The following is a 22,409-nucleotide window of genomic DNA, read 5'->3' as shown; positions in this document are numbered from 1 at the left end:
TGGGTTGTACGTGAGCAATAGCAAGCTGTGGCCAGGCTCTCTCCTCTCCACCTGCGGGTACAGTGCGCCATTCGGCAGCAGCAACTTCTTCACCCTGGCCAGCGACTGCTGGTGGCTTTTTCGGGCGGGCAAGATTCTTTTTGCCTGCTCCAGATCTTGCGGGATTTGCAGCCTCGCTGGGGCTGGCAGATATTTGTTCTGCATTGTGATCACCGCTGGTCGGCAGATGAAACGGAGTGTGCCCGCTTTTTGCAGGGGTGGCTGCAGCAGCAGGGACTACCTCATGCTGTTGAGACTGCGGATCCCATCCGCCGAGATGAGGCAGGGGCCAGGGCTTGGCGCTACCAACAACTGGACAAATGGGCCCGCATCTGGGATTGCAGCGCCGTGGTGATGGGGCATACGGCCAGCGACCGGGCCGAGACATTTTTATGGAACTTGCTGCGGACAGGAGCCGCCGGGCTGAGCAGCCTAGATTGGCAGCGTCGCCTGGACGACCGGGATCCCACCTCTGCCCAGGTGGTGCGACCCCTGCTGGGTCTATACCGTTGGGAAACCGAACAATTTTGCCAGCAGCACCAATTGCCGGTCTGGCCGGATCGCAGCAACCAAGATCTGGCCCATTGCCGCAACCGTCTCCGCCTGGAGGTGATGCCCTACTTGAAGCAGCACTTTAATCCGCAACTGGAAGCGGCCCTGAATCGGGCTGCCACGCTGCTCCAAGCAGAACATGAGCTGGTGGTAGCCCAAGCAGCTCAGCTATGGCAGCAGGTGTATGAGCCCGCTTTGCCAGGGCTGCGACGGGATCCCTTGCGGGCTGCCCCCTTGGCTCTGCAGCGGCAGGTAATGTTCCAGTTTTTGTCCCTGGTGTTGCCCCACCACCCCACCTTTGAACAGGTAGAAGCCGGGATCCAGCTCTTAAAAGCAGACCGAGGCAGCCGTAGCCCCGATTATCCAGGTGGGCACTGGCTGGAAGTGAAAGGGGATCACTTGGTTTGTTTCCATATAATTGTTTCCATTAATTCCACTTCCCCGAAGGGAAGCGACTCCCCCCGATTATAACCCTTGCCCAGAGGTCTTGTTTTCGGCTGCAATTTCCCCTTGTTTTTCTCCGCCGAGGGGCCTGAAACCCTTGCCCAGAGCGGGATCGACCGGGTCAACGGAAGAATCAGGGTTTGAGGTTTGTCGCCGACCCTGTCGCTAACCATGTTGGTGTAGAAATTAACATGGATCCTGGGGTCGCTGCCTGGATAGGTTGGGGGCTTGGGCCAGCCCTGGGCAATGGGGCTTGCTGGTGGCGTCCGTAGAACAGAGTCTATGAGAGAATCTCTCGGCCCAACCGTGGGAAAAGTGTCGAGCATGTTAAAAGTAGACGAAAATGAGATCTCGATAGGATGCCAGTTTGCCTATCGACTGTTGTCGCTATAGTGGCTGAACACCATGCTGGATCCCCTTTTGGAAGAGAAAATCCGTGAGCAAATCCGCACCCACAAGGTGCTCATCTACATGAAGGGCACCCCGGAAATGCCCCAATGTGGGTTTTCCTATGCCGCCGTTCGTGTGCTGGATAGTTTGGGCTTCCCCTACACGGCGATTAACGTACTCGAGGATCCTGAGATCCGCCAGGGGATTAAAGAGTTTTCCAACTGGCCTACTATCCCGCAGATTTATATTGATGGGGAGTTTGTGGGCGGTTGCGACATCATCCAAGAGATGCACGCCCGCAACGAGCTGCGTCCGCTGGTCGAGGCAGCCTTTGCTAAGGCCACGGCTCAATCTTAAGGGATCCCATCTCATCCAGAGGGGTTGCCATGCTTACCCCCGACTACCTTCGGCAGCACCTGATGGAGAAGCTGCAGGCTCTTCATGTGCAGGTGGAGGATGAGTCCCACCTTCACATTGGCCACGGGGGCGGGACAGGAGGGCACTACCGAGTTCAAGTAGTGTCGCCTTCGTTTGTCGGCAAAACGACCCTACAGCGACATCGCCTGGTGTATGCCGCTCTGGCGGAACACATGGGGCGGAGCATTCATGCTTTGGCCCTGCAAACTTACAGCCCTGAAGAGGTTTCTGCGCAAGGGATCCCTGAGGAGATCAGCTAGCATAGAGGGCAAAATCGCGGCCCCATCAGGGCAGAGGAGGGAGCATGGCAACTCTTTTGGCCACCTGGCTGATGTCAGCCTTGAGTGTAATGATCCTGGCTTGGCTTTTGCCCGGGATCCACGTCTCCGGGTTTGGCGGGGCTTTGGTGGCGGCTCTGGCCATTGGTCTGGTCAATGGTTTGGTTAAGCCGATTCTCCGGTTGATCACCCTGCCGATTACAATTCTTACCCTGGGCTTGTTTTGGCTAATTTTGAACGGCATTTGTCTAGCCATTGCCGATAAGCTGGCCGGGAACGCTTTCAATATCGATAACTTCGGTTGGGCGTTCGTCGGCGCGATTGTACTTTCCATCGTCAGCGGCTTGGTTCAGCAGGTTTTTGAGCAAGGTGCGCCGAACTGACTTCGTCCCCAGCCGTGAGAGGGCAGGGTTTGGTTCAAGATTGCAGGGGGTACGCTAGGGGAACGTCAACACTCAGCCCGACGATAACCAAAACCAACTTTAAGGGATCCCGATAAGCTTTACTCCATTGGCCCTGCCCGCTAAGTTTTTGCCGCAGAACCATAGGATTCTCCACAGATAGCCTGCACAAGATCTGCCCATGGCTAACATCAGCAGAATATTGCGAGCAGGCGTTTGATCTGTGGCTGCTTTATCTAAGCCTAGCAAATCGATAGGAAACCAGTAGGGGATCAAGTTGGTCGATCTGCAACTCAGGAGCTGGTTGGTATGAAGGCGTTGCTGCTCTATCCGCGTTTTCCTCAATCATTCTGGTCTTACAATCGCACCATTGAGATGGTGGGGCTAAAAGCGCTAATGCCACCTCTGGGCTTGATCACCGTTGCTGCTTTGCTGCCCCAACACTGGGAGATTCGCTTTGTGGATCGCAATGTCGCTGCTGAAACAGAAGCCGATTGGCACTGGTGCGATCTGGTGATCTTGTCGGCCATGCTGGTGCAAAAACAAGATTTCCACGCCCTGATTCGCAAGGCTGTACAACTGGGCAAAAAAGTAGCTGTGGGCGGGCCCTATCCAACTTCTGTGCCGCAAGACGCCCTGGAATCCGGGGCTCACTATTTGGTTTTGGACGAAGGGGAAGTGACCATACCGGCTTTCGTCAAGGCCCTAGAAGCAGGTCAAGAGTCGGGCATTTTTCGGGCCGCCGAAAAACCGGACATAACCCAAAGTCCTTTGCCAAGGTTTGATCTGCTGCCCATGGATCAATACTTCATGATGTCAGTCCAATTTTCGCGAGGTTGCCCCTTCAATTGCGAGTTTTGCGATATCATCTCTCTTTACGGACGCAAGCCAAGAACCAAAGAGCCAAGTCAAATGCTAGCTGAGCTACAGGCCCTCTATGACTTGGGCTGGCGGGGTTCGGTATTTGTGGTGGATGACAACTTTATCGGCAACCAGCGCAACGTCAAGCGATTTTTACGAGAGCTGATCCCCTGGAGCCAGAAGCGCAACTATCCATTTACCTTTATGACAGAGGCTTCAGTCAACCTGGCGGAAGACGAAGAGCTGATGAGGTTGATGGTAGAAGCGGGGTTCTATGCTGTCTTTTTGGGCATTGAGACCCCAGACCAAGACAGCTTACAGATGACCCAAAAGCTCCAGAATACCCGCCACCCTTTGGTGGAGGCCTGTCGCAAGATCAACGATGCTGGACTACTGATCTATGCTGGGTTTATTCTGGGCTTTGATGGAGAGCGGCCAGGAGCAGGGGAGCGCATTCAGGCTTTTGTCGAGCAAACCGGTATTCCTCAGCCAATGCTGGGCATTTTACAGGCTTTGCCAAACACACAGCTCTGGAATCGCTTGAAGAAAGAGGAACGGTTGCTGGAAGGGATCGGCGTGACTGAGTTTGGCGATCAAAATACACTGATGAACTTTATTCCCACCCGTTCTCTATCGGAGATTGCTCAAGAATATCTGGAAAGTTTTTGGAAATTGTATGATCCTGCGCGATATTTGTCTCGCTGCCTGCAACAATGCCTGAATATCGGCATCAAAGATGGCCGACGGCAAATGATGAAGCTGCCCCTCCGCAAAGGGATCCATCTGCTTCTACAACTCATCTGGCGGCAAGGGATCCTTCACCCTGAAATTCGCGCCCAATTTTGGCGACAGCTATGGACGATTTGGCGGCGCAAGCCCAGCCTGCTGAACTTGTATTTGGGCCTCTGCGCCGCAGGAGAACACTTTTGGGAATATCGGGAATTGGCCCGCGCCCGGCTTACCCAACAACTGGGATACGATCCCTTGCTGGCCGGCTCACCTTGAGACGGGGGCAGTTCCGGGGAGAACCTATGCGACGACGACGGTTTGGGGCCATGGCGCTGGGAGCCGCCGGCGCTGCTTGTGTGGGCGCTCTGCCGGCCCGAACCGCTCCTCCAGAGGGGTGGCTGGCCGTGGAGCTGTTCAGCCGCTGGAGTGCGGATCCCTTGGTCGAGTTGGAGCTGATGGGCCCTTTTGTTTTAAATCAGCAGCCTTTTCCAACAGGCACCTGGAAGTTACAGGTTCGCCGCCAAGAGCTCCTTCTGACCGGGCCGGGACAGCCTCGTCGCTACCAGGGATCCCTTTGGCTACAGGGGGGAGCTCTGCGCTCCCTCGCAGGGGAGGAGCGTCGCTATCGGGGCTGGGTACAGATTCGTCCCAAGGGTTTAGGTCGCCTGCATCTGGTGAATTGGGTGAAGTTGGAAGACTATCTGCTGGCTTTGGTGCCCAGCGAAATGCCCGCCGACTGGCCAGCTGCCGCCTTGCAGGCGCAAGCCATCTTGGCCCGTACCTTGGCCGTTCCCCATCTGCACCCCGGCCCCAGAAGAGAATGGCCCTCTACCTCGATAAGGCTATTGCAGGATTCCACCGCCCACCAGTTTTATGGTGGCCTGGCCTATGAAACGGCGGCGACCACTGCTGCGGTGCGGGCAACCCGAGGGCAGATCCTAACCCATGCCGGCCAGCCGATAGAGGTTCTGTTTCACTCCACCTGTGGGGGCCACACCAGCGCCAATCAGGATATTTTTGCCCCACCCGCCCGCCCCTACCTACAAGGGGTGATCTGTGACGGGTGTCGCGCCTCTCCCTTCTATGGCCCTCACAGCGTCCGACTCAGCCGACGGGAGTTGGAGCCAGCCTTCGGCAACGGCGATCTGGAGATTGTGCAGTCGGATCCCTGGGGTCGCCCCCTGCGCATTCGCGTTGGATCCCAACTGTTGACCGGCCAAGAGTTTGTGCTGCGCCTTGGCCAAACCCTGGGTTGGGGGATCCTCCCCAGCAACCGCTTCACGTGGGAACGTCTCCAGCCAAAGGCCGGCCAGCAGGAAGTGTACTTTTTTACCTATCGCGGAGCCGGGCATGGGGTGGGACTGTGTCAGTGGGGATCCCGCGGCTTGGCCGAGCAGGGCTACACAGCGCCGCAAATCCTCAATCACTACTTCCCCGGCACCCAGGTGATAACGTTGAGCTGAAGGCTGTTGGCCCCGACTCCAACTCTCATTTACTCCCGTGTCCCTTGCACACCCCCATCGTCGCCATCCTGCCTACTGCTACTGCAGTGAGCTGGAACACGCCCAGATTCCCAAGCGCCAGCAGCAGGATCCCTTGCCGTTTGCAGAAGCAATGGGTTGCATTGCCAATCAGGAAGCCGCTGTGGCCGCTGCTTGCGGCCCTTGAAGCAGTTGTGTCGTCAGCAAAACTGTTACATGGCTAACCCCTAAGCCACCCTGAGCAGGCGACCTTGGGCTGTGGCAGAAAAGCTGACTTCAGGCGCGAGCTTTGGGCGTGATCCTCACAATGGTGGAACGGGATCCCACCTGGGCTGACCCATTCGCTTGCGGCTCTTTGGCCATCCCGCCGCCGGTGGAAGTTGTTTGTGCTTTACGCCGCTTCTGCGGCACAGCATTTCCGGCCTGCTGGGCTGTAGGGCTGCTGGAGGCAGCTTTGGCTTGGGCTTTACCTGCAGAAGCGGTCGAGCGGCTTTTCCCCTTGACCTCTGCAGAAGAGACTTCCTTTTCAGCCAGCACCTGCAGGGCCATTTCCAGGGTAACCGCTTCGGCAGGGATCCCTTTGGGCAAAGAGGCATTGACCTTGCCATGTTTGACATACAGCCCGTAGGGGCCGTCGTGCAGATTGACCGGCTCACCATCCTCAGGATGGGATCCCAGCTCCCGCAGCGGCTTGGCCGAGGCGCGCCCACGGCTTTTCTTGGGCTGGGCCAGCAGCTCCAGCGCCCGCTCCAGGCTGATGGTCAGCACATCCTCCTCGGCGGGCAGAGAGCGGAAATCGCCATCACAGACTACGTAGGGGCCGAAGCGGCCAATACCGGCCTGCACCTTTTTTCCCGATTCCGGGTGTTCCCCCAAGGTGCGAGGCAAGCTCAGCAACCCCAAGGCAATCTCTGGCGTGACCTGATCCGGTTTCAGCCCTTTGGGCAGAGAGGTGCGCTTGGGTTTTTTGTTGTCCTTAGAAACTTCCCCCAACTGCACATAGGGGCCATAGGGGCCCTGCGGGATCACGTAGATGGGCTCTTGGGTTTCCGGGTGAAAGGCAATGGGCTTGGGGCCTTCCTGCTTCCGCTGGATTAGCTCCGCAATGTGTTCTGCGCTCAGATCGGCGGGGGGAATATCCTCCGGCAGGTTGGCGCGCACCTCTCCGGACTCGGTTTCGACCGCCACATAGGGGCCATAGGGGCCAATGCCGATCTTGACAGGCAGGTTCTCCAGATGGATGGAGCGGGCCAGGCCGGAATCAATTTCCAGCTCGCGCGCCTTCACCTGTCCCTCGAGACCCTGCTCGCCCAAGAAGAAATGGCGCAGATAGGGCAGCCACTCCGCCTGTCCAGAAGCAATGTCGTCCAGCGTTTGCTCCATCTCGGCAGTGAAGCGGGTATTCACCAGGTTGGGAAAGTATTTTTCCAGTAGCTCGGTGACTGCAAAAGCCGTGTAGGTGGGCACGAGGGCACTTCCCATCGGCCTGACGTAGCCACGGCTCATGATCGTATTCAAGATGGTGGCGTAGGTGCTGGGGCGGCCAATGCCCTCACTTTCCAACACCTTGACCAAGGAGGCTTCCGTATATCGGGCTGGAGGCTGGGTTTCGTGGGCAACGGGTTCCAGCTTCTGGCAGCGGAGGGGATCCCCCTGCCGCAACAGAGGCAGATGCACCTCCCGATCTTCCAAAGCCGCCTCTGGGTCGTCGGATCCCTCCACATAGGCGCGGAAAAAGCCGGGAAAATCGATGCGCTTGCCGCTGGCCCGGAACACCGCATCGTCTACGGCGATGAGTACGATGGTGTGGGTCTGCCGCGCCTCAGCCATTTGGCTGGCGACGGTGCGCTTCCAGATCAGGTCGTAGAGGGCCAGCTCCTGGCCGGAGAGGGGGGTTTGGCTGGGCAGGCGAAACTCTGATCCAGCAGGACGAATGGCCTCGTGGGCTTCTTGCGCCCCTTTGGTTTTGGTGGTGTACTGACGGGGCTCGGGGCTGAGATATTCTCTGCCGTACATCGACTCCACGCAGGCGCGGGCAGCGCGGATGGCCTGCTCCGACAGGTGGACCGAATCGGTGCGCATGTAGGTGATGTAGCCCTCTTCGTAGAGCTTTTGGGCAATGCGCATCGTCTGCTGGGCCGACAGGTGCAGCTTGCGGTTGGCCTCCTGCTGCAGGGTGGAGGTGGTAAAGGGAGGGGCAGGTTTGCGGGTGGAGGGGCGCTCTTCCACAGAGCTGACGATCCAGGCTTTTCCCAGCAAGCGATCCCGCAGGGCCTCGGCCTGGGCCTGATCCAACAACACCACATCCCGCCCGGCAATGAGCTGGCCGGTGCTGGGATCGAAGTCTTGCCCATTGGCCAGGCGTTTGCCACCCAAGCTCACCAGCTCTGCTGGAAAGACAGCCTGCTGGCCGGCGACGGTCGTTTTGGGCTGCAGCTCCGCCTTGAGATCCCAGTAGGAGGCTTTTCTGAAGGCGCGCCGCTCCCGCTCTCGATCCACCAAAAGCTTGACCGCCACCGACTGCACCCGCCCTGCCGAGAGTTTGGGGGCAATTTTTTTCCACAGCAGCGGCGACAGGGTATAGCCCACCAAGCGATCCAAGATGCGGCGGGTCTCCTGGGCACGCACCAGTTGTTCATCCACCTCACGGCAGTTTTGCAGCGCCTCCTGAATGGCCTCGCGGGTAATCTCGTGGAACACCATGCGGCGGGTGGGCACTTTGGGTTGCAGCACCTGCTGCAAGTGCCAGCTAATGCTTTCCCCTTCGCGGTCTTCGTCGGTGGCCAGGATCAGCTCGTCCGCCTTCTTGAGCGCTTCCTTCAGCTCCTTGACCACCTTTCTTTTGTCCTTGGGGATGACGTAGAGGGGCTCGAAGTCGGCGTGGACATTGACCCCCAGGCGGCTCCACTCTTCTCCTTTCAATTCTTCTGGAATTTCAGATGCCGAATCGGGAAGATCCCGCACATGTCCCATCGAGGCCTGAACCTCATACCCCGCAGGCAAGAACCCACGGATGGTACGGGCTTTGGTGGGAGATTCGACAATGACCAGCTTAGGCATAATTGAGGTTGGCAGCAATCGGCTTAGGTTGTCGCATTTCCCGCCCCAAGGATTGGGCGGGCCAGCATACACTGCAAGAGGTGCTTAAGATAGACAGCCTACTTTTCTGGAGCGTAGCAAGTCTACCTGCGCTTGACCAGCCGTCAGCGGCGATTGATCTGAGCGGTCTGCCCCCATCTGGCTGCTTTACAGGACGATGAAACTGCACCATTTTTCCATTCGCACCGCCGATATCTTCCGCTCCATCGCTTTTTACGAGGGGCTGGGCTTTGCGGTGGAAGAACGCTTTACTGCTGGGATCACGTTGGCCTGCTGGATGCGCGGCCCCTGGGGGCGTTTGGAGCTGATGCAAGTGCCGCAGCCCCATCCTGCCCCGGATCCCTTTGGGGATCCCCACTATGTGGGCTACTATCACCCCGCTTTTGAGGTGGGCCCCGAATGGGGATCCCTGGCCAACTACCTAGAACATTTGCGAGCGCAAGTGCCCCTTACCCTGCTGCTGCCGCCCCAGCTCCAGCAAATTGGGGGCCAGGTCTATGAAGTGGCGTTCATCGCCGATCCCGATGGCCTGCCGATCGAGCTCATTCGTCCCCAGGGATCCTCAGGAGAGAGTCTGCCCCAACGCCCAGAGGACATTAATTAAATAAATAGTTGGATAGTTGGATAACTAGGTTGTGTTGATCTTTCATTTGAGCCAAAAGAGAGCACTGACGAGATAGAGAAAACTCAAGAAGTTCCTGGCCAATTTGTCAAAACGAGAAAATAGATGCCGGTACTGCTTTAACTTATGAAAAAAGCATTCGATTAAATGCCTCTCTTGGTACAGATGCTTGTCATAATGCCGCTGCGTCTTTCTATTCCTTTTAGGTGGAATAACCGCTTGAGCTTCCCCTATCTTCTTAATCAACTTATCCGCATCATATCCTTTATCCCCAATTACTTTGGTATCCTTTCTCTGCCAGCCCTCTATCAATTCTTCCCCTTGAGTAATATCGCTCTTTTCTCCGCCAGTTATTCTCAATTCCAGCGGATTTCCCAACCCATCTACACTCACATGAATCTTGGTGCTGTATCCGCCTCGGCTTCTCCCCAAAGCTTGCTCCCCTTTTTTCCGGCAGCACAGGAGTGCGCTCGAACCGTGGTTGAATCAATAATGAGATGCTCTAAATCAGGGTCGTCAATAAAATACTTGAACATCCGTTCCCACACTCCAACACGACTCCACCGGTGAAATCTTTGATAGATGGTGTACCATTTGCCATATCCTTCTGGGAGGTAGCGCCAAGGAGCACCGGAACGGGCTATCCAAAGAACTGCTTCAATAAACTGTTTGCAGTTTGCTTCTTTCCCAATGTTAACTCTCTCTTCTGTCTGTAAAAAAGCTAATATCTTCTGCCATTTGTTTTCATCTAAAAAAACCAACTTCATCCTCTTTCCTCTATAAATTACTCTCTCTATCCTAACATAAGATCAACACGACCTAGTTGATGGGTTAGAGGATCTAATTTGGGTGGGAGCGGTCGTTCCCCCTTGTCCAGATCCTGGAGAGCCAACCCTAAAGCTAAGCTAGTAGAGCTTCTGGGGAACTTGAGAGAAGGGTTTGTTGGCCGCTTGTCAGTTCAGCTAGAAATCGCAGAAGCCCCGCACTGTACCCGTAGGGTCAGTGTCGGGAGGAATGCGGAAGTTATGATAGAACCATGACCCAAGTCCTGACCGTCTCCTGCAAGCTCAAGGTGTCCCAGTCGCAAGCCGCCAAATTGGACGCGACAATGGATGCCTTTGTGCAGGCGTTGAACTGGGTCAACCAAAACACACCAGAAAAAGTAGTCAACGCAGTCAAACTCCAATCCCTTTGCTATTACCAGATTCGCGCTCGGTTTGGCTTGTCCAGTAATCTGGCCCAGCAGGTCTGCAGACGGGTGGCAGGCGCTCGCAAAGTGGCGAGACAGCGCAACCGTCCAGTTAAAGAGTTCAAGCGTAGGTTCGTTACCTACGATGCACGTATCTTCTCGTTTCGCGAGAAAGACTGGACAGTGTCGCTTGCCACGGTTGATGGAAGAGAACGCTTTGAGCTAGCCATTGGCAACTACCAGAGGGGAATGCTGGCTGGCTCTAACCCCAAATCGGCCACCCTAGTCCAGCGGAAGGACGGCTCCTACTCCATCCAGATTTGTGTCGAGGCAGAGCCCCCCAAGCAACAGAACACCGACAAGGTGATTGGTGTTGACCTGGGACGGCGAGACATTGCACATACCTCCGAAGGAGACAACTGGAATGGACAGCAGCTGAACAAAGTCCGAGATCACTACTGTCGGTTAAGAGCGTCTCTTCAGCGCAAGGCCAGTAAGGGCACCCGCAGTTCGCGGCGCAGATGCAGAGAACTGTTGCAACGGCTGTCTGGCAAGGAGAGACGCTTTCAAACGTGGGTCAATCATCGCATCTCCAAAGCTATTGTCTCTAGGGCAAAGGCGACAAACAGCGCTATTGCTCTGGAAGACTTGACAGAGATTCGGGAAAGGGTCAATCAACAGCCACGCAGCAAAGCCGAACGGCGCAGGGCCAACAGTTGGGCGTTTTATCAACTCCGTCAATTTTTGGAGTACAAGGCTCTGCGTGCAGGGGTTGCTTTGATTCTTGTTCCGCCTGCCTACACGTCGCAGACCTGCCACCGGTGTTTGCACATTCATCCCGACCCTGCGCAATCCTACCGCAGTGGAAAGAAGTTTAAGTGTGGACACTGTGGATGGGAAGGGGATGCGGATTTGAATGGTGCGAATGTGATTGCGCTTTTGGGGGCTGCTGTAAACCAGCCTAGAGGTTCGTGGTTGGCTTGCCAACTGCAGGGCTACCGAAAGCCCGCCCTGTACTGCGAAGCAGTCAGGGTCGGGTAGTTTACCCTCACCTGATATGAAAGCTCAGCTTCCGGTGACGATTTTGACAGGTTTTTTGGGCAGTGGCAAAACCACGCTGCTCAAGCGCATCTTGGAAGAGGAGCATGGGTTGCGCATTGGGGTTATCCTCAACGAGTTTGGCGAGATTTCCATCGATGGCGAGTTGGTCAACATGCCCGAGGGGGGGCTGATGCAGCTCAACAATGGTTGCCTCTGCTGCACGGTGCGAGAGGATTTTGAACGGGCGGCCCGCCAGCTGCTCCAGCATGCCCAGGCGTTGGATTACCTGGTGGTGGAAACCAGTGGGGTAGCGGATCCCAGGCAGGTGACGGAGCTATTTGTGCAGAGGACTTTTCATGAGGAGTTGCGCCTGGATGGCGTGGTGACGTTGGTGGATGGGGCCGAATACTGGCAGAATTTCCGGCGCTCGCAAACCGCCGCCCACCAGATCGGCAGCGCTGACATTTTGTTGCTCAATAAGGTGGATTTGATCGGCGAAGCCGAACGAGAGCGGATCCTTCTGGATCTGCGCCGCTACAACCCCGATGCCCCTTGCCTGCTCACCACCCATGCCCAGGTGCCTTTGGCCCGCATCTTGGATGTGCATGCCTTTCGTCCGGAATTGTGGGATCCCAGGCTCCCCGATTCGGGGACTGAGGCCCACCACAGCCATCACCTGGAGGAGGACGGGATCCAATCGGTGAGCTTTCAACTGCAGCAGCCGCTGGATTTGGCGGCTTTTCGCGATTGGCTACAAGACATGCCCGAGACCCTTTTTCGCGCCAAGGGGGTGCTGTGGGTTGTGGATGAGCCGCAGCGGGTTATCTTTCATCAGGTGGGCCAGCGGCAAACCCTTTTTCTGGAACGGGACTGGGATCCCGATGAGCCCCGCTTGTCCAAAATTGTGTTGATTGGCAAGGGGCTGGAGCGGGAGCAGCTAGCTGCCGGCCTCAGCCGGGTGTGTGGGGCAACCGCCGCTGGCTAGAGATCCTCTTCACCACTGCCTATTTCTTTCAATTTCTAGATTGGGTGACCTGGGATGGCTCGCAGCAAACTTTCAGAGCAAGAACAACAGCAAATTGTTAGCGCCTACCGCGGCTCGGCAGCGACCGCCGTCGAATTGGCGGAGCAATTTCAGGTGAGCATCACCACCATCACCCGCGTGTTGAAGGAAAATATCGCTGCCGATGAGTATCAGCGGTTGATCCATCTCAAACGCTCGGCTGCCCGCCGCAAAGACATGGGGGAAAAAGCTGTTGTTGGCGGGATCCCAGCCCCAGAGCAGCAGATTTTGCCGCTGGAGCCGGAGCTGCCTTTTTCATCTCCCTCGCTGCAGCCGAACGCAAACGACGAAGGCGAGGATAACACCGCTGGAACAGAGTCTCTGCCAAAACTGCCCCCAGAAGAACTGCAGTTGGCGGCTGAGCTTCAGGAAGATGTGAAGGATGTCGGGGAAGAGGATGAGGAAGAGACCGAAGAAGACCGTGACCTCGAAGACGAGGATGAGGACGACCCTGACTATCTCCTAGAAGATGAAGATGGGCCAGAAGAGGATCCCCTCACCGATCCCAGCTATCAAATTCAGGTATTACCCCTGGAAGAGCTCACCCTACCGGAAACCTGCTATGTCGTTGTTGACCGCTACCAAGAACTGACCACCCGCCCTCTCAAAGAATTCTTTGGCTCGGGATCCCTGCCCATCGAAGGGATGGATAACGCCAATACGCTGCCCATTTTCGACAGCCACAAGGTGGCCCGCCGCTTTTCCGAAATGAGCCGTCGGGGCAGCAACACCTACCCACCCTACCGGGTAATCCAGTTTCCCGGCTACATTCTGGAGATTGTGCGCACCCAACTGCAAAAGAAAGGCATCACCCATCTGCTCATGGATGGGCAGATCTACAGTCTTTGACCAGCTCCTCAAGCTCAGGAGCGGGGGATTCCCGTTACTGGCGCAGGTTTGCAGCCCTGCGTGAGCGCCGTCGGCCTACTTCGCCACAGCAGCAGTACCCGTCTCCCTAGGAGCCTGGGCTGCCCCGCTCCCACGAGCCACCCACGCCAACGGAGCTGAAGGCTCCTAACCTCAGTCTCATCGCAGGCAGAGATGGCGCCAAGCTTGCCCTCATTCCACAGCCGTCGCCGCGTATTCCAGCTCCTCTTCCACCACTTCCGGTGGGGCCTCTGCCGCTTGTCCTTGCTTAGCGGCCAGCAGTTGCTCACGGTACTTGGCTGCCATTTCCTCAGCCTTCTCGTAAACCAGCTTGGGATCCCGAATCATGTCGCCGGGATTGGGCTCCAGTTGCTTGGTGGACAGCGAGATCCGCCCCCGCTCCGCATCTAGATCGATGATCATCACCTTCACTTCGTCGTTGACGTTGAAGACGCTGTGGGGCGTGTCAACATGATCGTGGGAGATCTCGGAAATGTGCAGCAGGCCGGAGACGCCGCCAATATCGATGAAGGCACCATAGGGCTTGATGCCCCGCACCGTGCCGACCACTACCTCGCCCACTTCCAGCTTGTTCATCTTCCGCTCCACCAAGGCGCGGCGATGGCTCAACACCAAGCGGTTGCGGTCTTCGTCCACCTCTAAAAACTTCAGGGGCAGCTCTTCGCCCACCAGCTCTTCTTTTGGCTTGCGGGTGCTGATGTGGGATCCGGGGATAAAGCCCCGCAGCCCCTCAATCCGCACCAGGGCTCCACCTCGGTTGGTAGCAAAAATGGTTGAGCGAACGGTGGCATCTTCTTTCTGGAGCTGCCGTACCCGTTCCCAGGCCCGCATGTACTCGATGCGGCGGATGGAGAGGGTCAGCTGTCCCTCTTCGTTTTCTTCGGTGAGGATAAAAAACTCGCGGGTTTCTCCCGGCTGCAGCATCTCGTGCGGGTCTTCCAGGCGGCTAATCGACATCTCCTGGAGCGGCAGAAAGGCAGCCGTTTTGGCCCCAATATCGATCAAAGCACCGCGTGGCTCCACCGAGAATACTGTACCCGCCACAATTTCGCCAGGGCTGAAGTGATAGTCGTACTTATCCAGAAGGGCGGCAAAGTCTTCAGTGGTAAAACCTACATCGGCAGCAGTGAATCGACTCATAGGGGTGCAGTAACAGATCAGTTGCGCGGGATAAAGGGTAGAAGGCCAATCGAGTTTGGCAGGATCCCACTTCCACTTTCCCACCTGAGGAGGATGTGGCTGGGAAATACCATCGTAGCTTAGAGGAGCGTCTTTTGTGGCAAGTTTCCCGGCATCTTGCCAAGCTGGAAGATAGAAGATTTGGGAGAAGAACGATTGCACTTTATCGACCAAGCCGAAATTGAAGTGCAAGGGGGAAATGGCGGGGATGGCATCGTTGCCTTCCGCCGTGAGAAGTATGTGCCGGCTGGGGGGCCATCTGGCGGCAATGGCGGGCGGGGCGGCTCAGTGATCCTGGTGGCAGATCCTGGCCTGCAAACTCTGTTGGATTTTCGCTTTCAACCGGTGATCAAAGCGGAACACGGGGCCAAAGGGGGGCCCAACCATCGCAGCGGGGCCAGTGGTGCGGATCGGCTGGTGCGGGTGCCCTGCGGTACTGTGGTGTTCAATGCGGAGACTGGGGAATTGTTGGGCGATCTGGTGGGCAAGGGGGATCAATTGCTGGTAGCCCGTGGGGGCAAAGGCGGCTTAGGCAATGCCCATTTTTTGAGCAACCACAATCGCGCCCCCCGCCAATTCACCAAGGGCGAAGCGGGAGAACGGGTGCGCCTGCGCCTGGAGCTGAAGTTGATTGCCGAGGTGGGCATTGTCGGCCTGCCCAATGCGGGCAAGTCCACTCTGATTTCGGTGGTCTCCTCTGCCCGGCCCAAGATTGCTGACTACCCCTTCACCACGTTGCAGCCCAATTTGGGAGTGGTGCCCCATCCATCGGGAGATGGGGTGGTGTTTGCCGATATTCCGGGGCTGATCGAGGGGGCGCACTTGGGGGTGGGGCTGGGCCACGAGTTTTTGCGCCATGTGGAGCGCACCAGGGTACTGATTCATTTGGTGGATGGCACGGCGGCAGATCCCGTCAAGGATTACCAGGTTATTCAGCAGGAGCTGCGCGCCTACGGCCACGGGTTAATCGATAAGCCACAAATCCTGGTTTTGAACAAGATCGATGTTCTGGATCCCCAGCAGGTTGCCGAGCGCGCCCAGAGGCTGTCTGCTGCTGCCGGCACTTCGGTGGTGACCATTTCTGCGATTGCCAAGCAGGGGCTGGATGCCCTCTTGCAGCGGGTGTGGCAGTGCCTGGGTCGGGGATCCCAACAGCCTGCGCAGTTGGATCTTGTGGGAGCCATCCAGTCCCACGGCGGAAGAATCTTAGAATAGGAAAGCCCCTGCCTTCCCAGAACCCAGAGACGAGTGGCTATGTATATCTCGGCGGAGGATCTGCCACCGGATTTGCGTCAGATTATGTTGGCCGTTGAACAGGCGGCTCAGGCGAGGGCGGGAGCGTGTGTGGAGCTGCTGATGCTCCTGCGGCTGCTGGAGGAGTTGCACCGCGCGATCCTGGAAGGTGCCTTTCGGGAGTCTTTGCCCAATACCCGTCAAGCTCTGTATCGGGTGCTTCAAGATTTGGAAGAAGCGGGCGACTGGCCCTATCTGCCCCGTCTGCACATCCAAGCCCTGATGCAACAACTGAAGGACTGGCCCGAATCTCAGGGATCCCCGCCCGCGTCGGTGCCGCCGACCCCCCGCCCTCTTGTGGAAAACCCCCTGGGGGGTAGCTGCTCCCAGTCTTGACCTCTTCCCATCTGCCCGATGGCCGAGTACTTTAAGCTGCATCCGCAACAGCCCCAGGCCCGTTCCATCCGGCGGATTGCGGCGGCTTTGCGGGAGGGGGCGGTGATGCTTTACCCCACCGATACAGTCTATGCCATTGGCTGCGATGTGACCCACAAACAAGCAGTGGAGCGGGTACGCCGTATCAAGCAGCTCTCCAACGACAAGCCTCTTACCTTTTTGTGCCCTTCTCTCTCACGCATTGCCCACTATGCCCAGGTCACCGATTCGGCCTATCGGCTGATGCGGCGGCTGATCCCGGGCCCGTTTACGTTTCTGTTGCCGGCCACCAAGCTGGTGCCCAAGTTGGTGATGGAGCCCAAACGGAAAACCACCGGCATCCGCGTGCCCGACTCGGCCATTTGTCAGGCTTTGCTGGAAGAGTTGGGCAATCCAATTGTCTCCACCTCTGCCAAGCTGGGGGGGGATCCCGTCGGATCCCTGGACTTAAGTTCTGGGCAAGCCTGGGAGTGGGAGAGCGACCCCTGGGATGAGGGTGGGATCTTTGCGGCTGAAGAGATGCGGCAGTTGGAAAAACAGGTGGATCTGGTGCTGGATGACGATGCCCCCCGCCGGGCCAAGGTCTCTACGGTAATTGACTTGACGGGATCCGAGCCGCTGGTGGTGCGGGCCGGGCTGGGGTATGAGCAGGTGGCAGATCTAAATCTGAAACCCGTAGAAGAAGACGGTTGAGGGCAGCCGGATCTGGCGTTCTCTAAAATGGGGTTGATGCCTTGGAGTGTGCTCATGGCCCTGGCTCAGCAAAAATCGGCTCTGCTGCACCTGCTGGAGGCGACCGACCGGGGCCGGAAAGTTTCCCCTGACCAAAAAGCCCAGATTTTGTCTCAAATTGCCGTCCTAGAAGCGCTCAACCCCACCCCCAAGCCAACATCGGCTCCTGAAGGGTTGGAGGGGAACTGGCTCACCCTATTTACCACGAGCACAGCTCTGCTGCGGCTGGCACAGTTGCCTTTTTTGACCACCGGGGCGATCTACCAGTGTATTCGGGCCAAAGCTGGACGGGTCTTCAATGTGGCGGAGATCCAGGGATCCGGTTGGCTGGAGGCTTGGATGCCACGGGGAATCTTGGCGGTATCGGCACGCTTTTACCCCGAATCGGAGCGTCGGGTGAGGGTGATTTTCGAGCGATTGGTGCTCGGATCCCAAGCTTTGATGAGCTACGAGATCGAGAGTTTTCTCGATTTGCTCGAGCAGGCTCCAGAGCGAATCCCGGCTATTCAAATCGATATCCGCCGCCGCGAGCCAACGGGTTGGCTGGATATCACCTATTTGGATGAAGACTTGCGGCTGGGTCGGGGCAGCGAGGGGAGTGTATTTGTTCTAAAGCGGGTCGGCTAGTCGGAGGATCCAGAGGACTCCGTTTCCGCCCTTTCGTGAGATGGGTTTTGGGTTAGGGTGGAGCTTATTTCCTGTAGAACTTGCAAGGCGCGGTAGGACTCCCGCAAAGCTTGCAGCTCTTGCTGAGTTTGCTCCAGTTGCCGGGCTTTTTGCTCCTGTAAGAAGCGCAGCCTTTGATTTTCGGACGCCGTGCGACGCAGAACGTGCTTGAGTTTCTGCTTCTGCTGCTGAAGCCGAGTCCGCCTCACCTCCAACTGCTGCAGTTGGATTTCTTGGAGTTCCAGTTCTATTTTCAGAGTGGCGACCTGCATCTGGAGTTGGCGAAGTTTTTGGTTGAGCTCTGGCTCTGGTGTGGGTTTTGCCGACTCAGGGCTTGGGGAAGAAGGTGATGACAATTCTTGTAGGGGCTGCAACTGTTGGGCCTTGGCCTGCGAAGCTTGATCCTGGTGCTGCTCGCCCTGCAGTCTTACTTGAGTGTGTTCGCTTACTTCGGTTTCAGTTTCCGTCTGCTGCTCAGCTTGATCAAGAATTTGTCGATCGCGGATCTGGGTTTGAGGATCCTCGTCAACCGACTGCAAAGGGAGAGAATCCTCCTCGGGTTGCCGAGGGTTGCCGCCATAATCGGCGGGATCAAAGGGAGACAGAGCCGCTACCAGCGAGGCCCGAAAATCAGTCCAGGAGCCCGACTGCAGACCCATCTGAACCACCCGCCAGGCCCCATAGGAGGCCCCAGCGGCAGCCAGGATCCCAGGGATCCCGGCCAGGGAGAGGGAAACCTTGGGCAGGGTGGGCAGGATCTGATCCAGCAGCCCCACCACCAGAGCGAAGACGAAAATCCCGCTCCCCGCGGCAGCGGCACCCGAGACCCAAGAGGAGCGGGAAAACATCGTCATTGGCTTTTCGTTATCACAACCGCTAGAGCGGGAAAACCAGGTTCAAAAATTGCCTGTCTGCACTCAGTTTATCCCGCCAGCAGCCTCTGTTTCCCTCTTAGGGCACCTGCCATGCCCGTTGGTGGTAGCCCTCTAATTGGGCCCAGGGATCCCCAGCCGCTGCGTGGGTATGGCCGTGCTGAGGGTGATGGTGAGAATGAGGGTGGTGATGGGATCCGTGCCCGTGATGGTGGTGATGATGCTCGTGAGGGTGGTGATGGGTATGCCCAGCTCTGACCTCTGCGCTCACGGCCAGGCGAAACTTGCACAGGTGGCAGTTCATTTGGGTTTGGCCCTGCAGGGCTTCCTGCTCCAGTTGCTGCAGGCTGTGCAGCACCGTATCCACAAGGCCCAATTCCGGCAGCATCAGCCAGTCGATTTCCGGCTGTCGTTGTCGTTGTTTCTCCACTGCCGCCTCGATTTTTTTCACCAACACCCCCGTAAACAGAAAGTAGGGCAGCACGATCACCCGACGCGGCTGCCAGGACGAGGCCCGCTCCAATCCCACGGGCAGGCGGGGATGGGTAATGCCGATAAAGCAGGTCTCCACAGCGGCAAACCCGGATCCTTCCCAAAGCAGCCGAGCCAGTTTACAGGCTTCGGCATTGGCCTCAGGATCGCTGGAGCCGCGACCCACAAATAGGAGCACGGTTTCTGCCTCTGGGATCCGCCGCGGTTGGGCAGCTATCAGAGCAGCCAATCGGTCTCGCAGCAGTTGCAGGATCTCGATGCGGATCCCCAGCGGCCCACCGTAACGAATGCGCAACTGGGGATAGAGGGCCTGCAGGCGATCCAGTTCCATCGTCACATCGAACTTGTTGTGGCGGGCCCCAAACAGCAACAGCGGCAGGGCCACGATCTCCTGCCACCCTTGGGCCAAGCACTGCTCTACCCCCTGGGCAATGGTTGGCTGGGTCAGCTCCAGAAAGCAGGGGATCACCGGTCGATGGGGGGTGAGAGCTTGGTAAGCCTGGGCTAGCTCCAGAAAGGCTTGCTGCCCTTGGGGGTCGCGGGATCCGTGGCCGATGAGCAACAGGGGCAGGGGGACAACAGGAGACTGCCCAACCGCAAGCGGAGGGGAAACACTGAGGGTATTCAACACAAAAAACTCCGTTCCTTGTGAATCGCAAGGGGTACAGGACAACGGCAGGTGGGTGTTCTGGCTGAGGGAGGGATCCCATCACAGTTGCGTCACAGTGGCGGACTTGCACCGCGCTTTCCCCAGTCTGCCTGAGCCTTTTAGGTTAGCTTGCCGCTTGTCGTTCACCAAGCCCCCTGGGGGGATGTCCTTGTCTGCCAGAAGATAGCCCTGAGGCATGAGCGGTACGGCAGACTCATGCTCAAAGGGCAGCAAAACTGTTGCCGCGCTAATCCCCCTTGCCCCTGGGCGAGGGCCTAACGCCGGCCCGCTGGTCTGGGGGGCTGAAAGTGTCGCAGTCGCAGGGCATTGGCGACCACCGAAACGGAACTCAGGGCCATGGCTGCCCCCGCCAGCATAGGGTTGAGCAACCAGCCTGTAAAGGGATAGAGCGCCCCAGCGGCAATCGGGATCCCCAGCGTATTGTAGATAAAGGCGAAGAAGAGGTTCTGGCGGATGTTGTTGAGGGTGGCCCGGCTGAGTTGAATGGCTGTGGCGACTCCCCGCAGATCCCCCGACATGAGGGTAATATCGCTGGCGGCCATCGCCACATCCGTACCTGTACCAATGGCGATCCCCACATCGGCTTCTGCCAGAGCCGGAGCATCGTTAATGCCATCTCCCACCATCGCCACCCGGTGTCGAGGTTGTCTGAAGCTGCGAATGTAAGCGGCCTTCTGATCGGGGCGGACTTGGGCAATTACCCGCTGAATGCCTGCCTGCCGGGCAATCGCTTGGGCCGTGGTGGGGTTATCCCCGGTCAGCAGGATCACCTCTAGACCCATCTGTTGCAGCTGTTGCACTGCCTCAGGAGAGGTGGGTTTGAGCGGATCGGCAATGGCCAACAGCCCCACCAGGCTCTGGGATTGGGCTACGCCGATCACCGTTTTGCCCTGGCTTTCCCAATTCTGAACCCTCTCTGACCAAGAGGGATCCCAGGGGATCCCCATCTCCTGTAGCCAGCTCAGCCGACCGATGCGGATCCACTGGTCTTCCACCCAGGCTTCTGCCCCACTGCCTATCCTTGCCTGAAAATGCTGGGCAGGAGGGATGGCAATTTTTTCGGCTTCGGCTTTCTGCACCACCGCCTGGGCCAAAGGATGTTCCGAGTGCCGCTCCACCGCCGCTGCCAGGCGCAACACCGCCAGGGGAGAGGAGCCATTAGCCCAAATATCGGTGACAGTGGGACGACCTTCAGTCAGGGTGCCAGTTTTGTCCAAGACCACCGTGCGCAAGTGGTGGGCCAATTCCAGGCTGTCGGCACTTTTCACCAGGATCCCCAATTCTGCCCCTCGTCCCGTGGCCACCAGGATCGAGGTGGGGGTTGCCAACCCCAGCGCACAAGGGCAGGCGATGATCAGCACCCCAATCGTGTTCACCAAGGCCAGTGTCGGGTTATCGGCCAGCACCCACCAGAGCACAAAAGTTAGAACTGCCACCCCGATCACTGCCGGCACAAACCAGGCAGTCACCCGATCCGCCAACTGTTGAATTGGGGCTTTGGATCCCTGAGCTTCCTGCACCAAGCGCACGATCTGGGCCAGAACTGTGTCTTTGCCCACCCGCCGCGCTTCCATCACAAAGCTGCCCGTCCGATTCAGCGTTGCCCCAATCACCTCATCCCCCGCCGACTTGAGTACAGGCAGGCTCTCGCCGGTCACCATCGACTCGTCGAGGGTGGAGGATCCCTCTAGGATTACCCCATCCACCGGCACCTTCTCGCCGGGGCGCACCCGGATCCAATCCCCCACCTGCACCTCCCGAATGGGGACATCCTGCTCCACCCCATGGCGAATTACCCTTGCCGTTTTCGGTTGCAGCCCGATCAGCTTGCGAATGGCTTCGGAGGTTTGCCCCTTAGCCCGTTGCTCCATCCACTTGCCCACCAGAATCAGGGTGGTGACCACCGCCGACACCTCATAATAGACATCCGGGTGCAGTCCTTGCCGGTGAAAATAGTCGGGGAAAACCGTTGGGAAAACAGAATAGAAAAAAGCCGCGCTCGTCCCCAAGGCCACCAGCGTGTTCATATCCGCTGAACGCCGTTGCCAAGCGGCCCAAGCGCCTCGATAAAAATGCTTGCCCACCCAAAACTGCACCGGAGCCGTCAGCAGCAACTGCAACCCAGGATTGTGCAGCCACATGGGAAAGCCCGGGATGTCCATCCCCAGCATCATCGGCAGGGATCCGATCACCAGCACCGTGCTGATGCCCACCCCCATCGCCACCTTCAGCTTCAATTCCCGTTCTGCGGCCCGTTGGGCGATCCGCTCTGGGTCTGTCGGATCGTCCAGTTGCCAATCCTCTTGGATGAGGCGCGCCCGATACCCCACCCGCTCCACCGCCCGAATCAACGCCTGCGGATCCACCAGCCGGGGATCCCCTTTGACGGTGGCCTGCTCGCTGGCAAAATTCACGGATCCGGAGGATACTCCCTGCACCTGAGTGAGGGCCTGTTCGATGCTGCGGGCGCAGGAGGCACAGCTCATCCCTTGCAGGGCCAACTGCCAAGTGCCCTCAGGAGAAGGCGCAGAGGCCGATAGTGCACCCGATGACCCTTTATGGGCAGACATGGCAACACCTTGTTGATGAAACGACAGCTACTCTCCACCCTGGGCAGGGCGAAGGCAGCCATCTGT

21 protein-coding genes and 1 riboswitch are annotated in these 22,409 nt (G+C 57.8%); of the genes, 15 read left to right on the top strand and 6 right to left on the bottom strand.

Annotated elements, in window-relative coordinates; translation table 11 throughout:
- Positions 1-27 precede the first annotated feature (27 nt).
- The 7 genes from tilS (at position 28) to NW805_RS07945 (ending at position 5,779) form a co-directional block, all read left to right on the top strand.
- Positions 28-1,062: a tRNA lysidine(34) synthetase TilS gene (gene tilS / locus NW805_RS07975; protein WP_414422179.1), complete on the top strand. Its 1,035-nt coding sequence runs from the start codon at positions 28-30 to the stop codon at positions 1,060-1,062.
- A 381-nt stretch (positions 1,063-1,443) separates the two neighbouring features.
- Complete coding sequence (gene grxD, locus NW805_RS07970) at positions 1,444-1,782, top strand: Grx4 family monothiol glutaredoxin (RefSeq protein WP_041437553.1); 339 nt, start codon at positions 1,444-1,446, stop codon at positions 1,780-1,782.
- 29 nt (positions 1,783-1,811) lie between these two features.
- A complete protein-coding gene (locus NW805_RS07965) occupies positions 1,812-2,102 on the top strand; it encodes a BolA family protein (protein WP_414329320.1) in 291 nt (96 codons plus the stop codon).
- Positions 2,103-2,146: 44 nt separating this feature from the next.
- Positions 2,147-2,503 (top strand): phage holin family protein, encoded by a 357-nt coding sequence (locus NW805_RS07960; protein WP_414422178.1) that lies wholly within the window; start codon positions 2,147-2,149, stop codon positions 2,501-2,503.
- A gap of 327 nt (positions 2,504-2,830) precedes the next feature.
- Positions 2,831-4,387 (top strand): B12-binding domain-containing radical SAM protein, encoded by a 1,557-nt coding sequence (locus NW805_RS07955; RefSeq protein WP_414422177.1) that lies wholly within the window; start codon positions 2,831-2,833, stop codon positions 4,385-4,387.
- A 26-nt stretch (positions 4,388-4,413) separates the two neighbouring features.
- Complete coding sequence (locus NW805_RS07950) at positions 4,414-5,574, top strand: SpoIID/LytB domain-containing protein (RefSeq protein WP_414422176.1); 1,161 nt, start codon at positions 4,414-4,416, stop codon at positions 5,572-5,574.
- Positions 5,575-5,611: 37 nt separating this feature from the next.
- Positions 5,612-5,779, top strand: coding sequence for a hypothetical protein (locus NW805_RS07945; protein WP_011433927.1), 168 nt, complete (start codon positions 5,612-5,614; stop codon positions 5,777-5,779).
- 89 nt (positions 5,780-5,868) lie between these two features.
- On the opposite strand, the gene topA is transcribed toward NW805_RS07945, so the two are convergent.
- A complete protein-coding gene (topA, locus tag NW805_RS07940; protein WP_414422175.1) occupies positions 5,869-8,652 on the bottom strand; it encodes a type I DNA topoisomerase in 2,784 nt (927 codons plus the stop codon).
- A 196-nt stretch (positions 8,653-8,848) separates the two neighbouring features.
- On the opposite strand from topA, the gene NW805_RS07935 reads away from it, so the two are divergent.
- Entirely contained in the window at positions 8,849-9,295 is a 447-nt protein-coding gene (locus tag NW805_RS07935) for a VOC family protein (protein WP_414329315.1), read from the top strand.
- A gap of 42 nt (positions 9,296-9,337) precedes the next feature.
- On the opposite strand, the gene NW805_RS07930 is transcribed toward NW805_RS07935, so the two are convergent.
- Positions 9,338-10,080, bottom strand: a protein-coding gene (locus NW805_RS07930; RefSeq protein WP_414421590.1) for an IS5-like element ISSoc13 family transposase whose coding sequence is annotated in 2 segments (ribosomal slippage) — positions 9,338-9,762 and positions 9,762-10,080 — 744 coding nt in all. Because the reading frame shifts where the segments join, the coding sequence is not laid out codon by codon here.
- Positions 10,081-10,349: 269 nt separating this feature from the next.
- On the opposite strand from NW805_RS07930, the gene NW805_RS07925 reads away from it, so the two are divergent.
- From NW805_RS07925 to NW805_RS07915, 3 genes are read left to right on the top strand one after another with little or no spacing between them, the layout of a single operon-like run.
- Entirely contained in the window at positions 10,350-11,543 is a 1,194-nt protein-coding gene (locus tag NW805_RS07925; RefSeq protein ID WP_414422174.1) for an RNA-guided endonuclease InsQ/TnpB family protein, read from the top strand.
- A gap of 16 nt (positions 11,544-11,559) precedes the next feature.
- Positions 11,560-12,528, top strand: a complete 969-nt coding sequence (locus NW805_RS07920) for a CobW family GTP-binding protein (RefSeq protein WP_414422173.1) — start codon at positions 11,560-11,562, stop codon at positions 12,526-12,528.
- Between the two features lie 54 nt (positions 12,529-12,582).
- Positions 12,583-13,455: a hypothetical protein gene (locus NW805_RS07915; RefSeq protein ID WP_414422172.1), complete on the top strand. Its 873-nt coding sequence runs from the start codon at positions 12,583-12,585 to the stop codon at positions 13,453-13,455.
- 210 nt (positions 13,456-13,665) lie between these two features.
- On the opposite strand, the gene NW805_RS07910 is transcribed toward NW805_RS07915, so the two are convergent.
- Positions 13,666-14,634 carry a 30S ribosomal protein S1 gene (locus NW805_RS07910; RefSeq protein WP_011433921.1) on the bottom strand — a complete coding sequence of 323 codons (969 nt, stop codon included), beginning with the start codon at positions 14,632-14,634 and terminating at the stop codon, positions 13,666-13,668.
- Positions 14,635-14,829: 195 nt separating this feature from the next.
- Between NW805_RS07910 and obgE the strand changes: the two genes are divergently transcribed.
- From obgE to NW805_RS07890, 4 genes are read left to right on the top strand one after another with little or no spacing between them, the layout of a single operon-like run.
- Positions 14,830-15,888, top strand: coding sequence for a GTPase ObgE (obgE, locus tag NW805_RS07905; RefSeq protein WP_414383139.1), 1,059 nt, complete (start codon positions 14,830-14,832; stop codon positions 15,886-15,888).
- A gap of 39 nt (positions 15,889-15,927) precedes the next feature.
- Positions 15,928-16,302, top strand: a complete 375-nt coding sequence (locus NW805_RS07900) for a hypothetical protein (RefSeq protein ID WP_238376778.1) — start codon at positions 15,928-15,930, stop codon at positions 16,300-16,302.
- An 18-nt stretch (positions 16,303-16,320) separates the two neighbouring features.
- On the top strand, positions 16,321-17,034 hold the full coding sequence (locus NW805_RS07895; RefSeq protein ID WP_414331536.1) for an L-threonylcarbamoyladenylate synthase: 714 nt from the start codon (positions 16,321-16,323) through the stop codon (positions 17,032-17,034).
- A gap of 36 nt (positions 17,035-17,070) precedes the next feature.
- A complete protein-coding gene (locus tag NW805_RS07890) occupies positions 17,071-17,700 on the top strand; it encodes a PAP/fibrillin family protein (RefSeq protein WP_414422171.1) in 630 nt (209 codons plus the stop codon).
- Here NW805_RS07890 and NW805_RS07885 read toward each other — a convergent pair.
- The 3 genes from NW805_RS07885 to NW805_RS07875 all read right to left on the bottom strand — a co-directional run bounded on the left by NW805_RS07885 (position 17,697) and on the right by NW805_RS07875 (position 22,343).
- Entirely contained in the window at positions 17,697-18,593 is an 897-nt protein-coding gene (locus NW805_RS07885; RefSeq protein ID WP_414422170.1) for a hypothetical protein, read from the bottom strand. The genes NW805_RS07890 and NW805_RS07885 overlap by 4 nt on opposite strands.
- 97 nt (positions 18,594-18,690) lie before the next feature.
- Positions 18,691-19,731 carry a sirohydrochlorin chelatase gene (locus tag NW805_RS07880; protein ID WP_414422228.1) on the bottom strand — a complete coding sequence of 347 codons (1,041 nt, stop codon included), beginning with the start codon at positions 19,729-19,731 and terminating at the stop codon, positions 18,691-18,693.
- Between the two features lie 32 nt (positions 19,732-19,763).
- A riboswitch (cobalamin riboswitch) is annotated at positions 19,764-19,900 on the bottom strand.
- Between the two features lie 127 nt (positions 19,901-20,027).
- Positions 20,028-22,343 carry a heavy metal translocating P-type ATPase gene (locus NW805_RS07875; protein ID WP_414422169.1) on the bottom strand — a complete coding sequence of 772 codons (2,316 nt, stop codon included), beginning with the start codon at positions 22,341-22,343 and terminating at the stop codon, positions 20,028-20,030.
- Positions 22,344-22,409: the final 66 nt, after the last annotated feature.

The sequence above is a fragment of the Synechococcus sp. W60.1 genome (genome assembly GCF_047461575.1).
Classification (GTDB): Bacteria; Cyanobacteriota; Cyanobacteriia; order Thermostichales; family Thermostichaceae; genus Thermostichus.
This window is presented reverse-complemented; position numbering and strand designations above follow the sequence as displayed.

Coding starts and splice junctions, on each gene's coding strand:
- NW805_RS07965 (WP_414329320.1), top strand. CDS start 1,812: ATGCTTACCCCCGACTACCTTCGGCAGCACCTGATGGAGAAGCTGCAG.
- NW805_RS07960 (WP_414422178.1), top strand. CDS start 2,147: ATGGCAACTCTTTTGGCCACCTGGCTGATGTCAGCCTTGAGTGTAATG.
- NW805_RS07955 (WP_414422177.1), top strand. CDS start 2,831: ATGAAGGCGTTGCTGCTCTATCCGCGTTTTCCTCAATCATTCTGGTCT.
- NW805_RS07950 (WP_414422176.1), top strand. CDS start 4,414: ATGCGACGACGACGGTTTGGGGCCATGGCGCTGGGAGCCGCCGGCGCT.
- topA (WP_414422175.1), bottom strand. CDS start 8,652: ATGCCTAAGCTGGTCATTGTCGAATCTCCCACCAAAGCCCGTACCATC.
- NW805_RS07935 (WP_414329315.1), top strand. CDS start 8,849: ATGAAACTGCACCATTTTTCCATTCGCACCGCCGATATCTTCCGCTCC.
- NW805_RS07925 (WP_414422174.1), top strand. CDS start 10,350: ATGACCCAAGTCCTGACCGTCTCCTGCAAGCTCAAGGTGTCCCAGTCG.
- NW805_RS07920 (WP_414422173.1), top strand. CDS start 11,560: ATGAAAGCTCAGCTTCCGGTGACGATTTTGACAGGTTTTTTGGGCAGT.
- NW805_RS07915 (WP_414422172.1), top strand. CDS start 12,583: ATGGCTCGCAGCAAACTTTCAGAGCAAGAACAACAGCAAATTGTTAGC.
- NW805_RS07910 (WP_011433921.1), bottom strand. CDS start 14,634: ATGAGTCGATTCACTGCTGCCGATGTAGGTTTTACCACTGAAGACTTT.
- NW805_RS07900 (WP_238376778.1), top strand. CDS start 15,928: ATGTATATCTCGGCGGAGGATCTGCCACCGGATTTGCGTCAGATTATG.
- NW805_RS07895 (WP_414331536.1), top strand. CDS start 16,321: ATGGCCGAGTACTTTAAGCTGCATCCGCAACAGCCCCAGGCCCGTTCC.
- NW805_RS07890 (WP_414422171.1), top strand. CDS start 17,071: ATGCCTTGGAGTGTGCTCATGGCCCTGGCTCAGCAAAAATCGGCTCTG.
- NW805_RS07885 (WP_414422170.1), bottom strand. CDS start 18,593: ATGACGATGTTTTCCCGCTCCTCTTGGGTCTCGGGTGCCGCTGCCGCG.
- NW805_RS07875 (WP_414422169.1), bottom strand. CDS start 22,343: ATGTCTGCCCATAAAGGGTCATCGGGTGCACTATCGGCCTCTGCGCCT.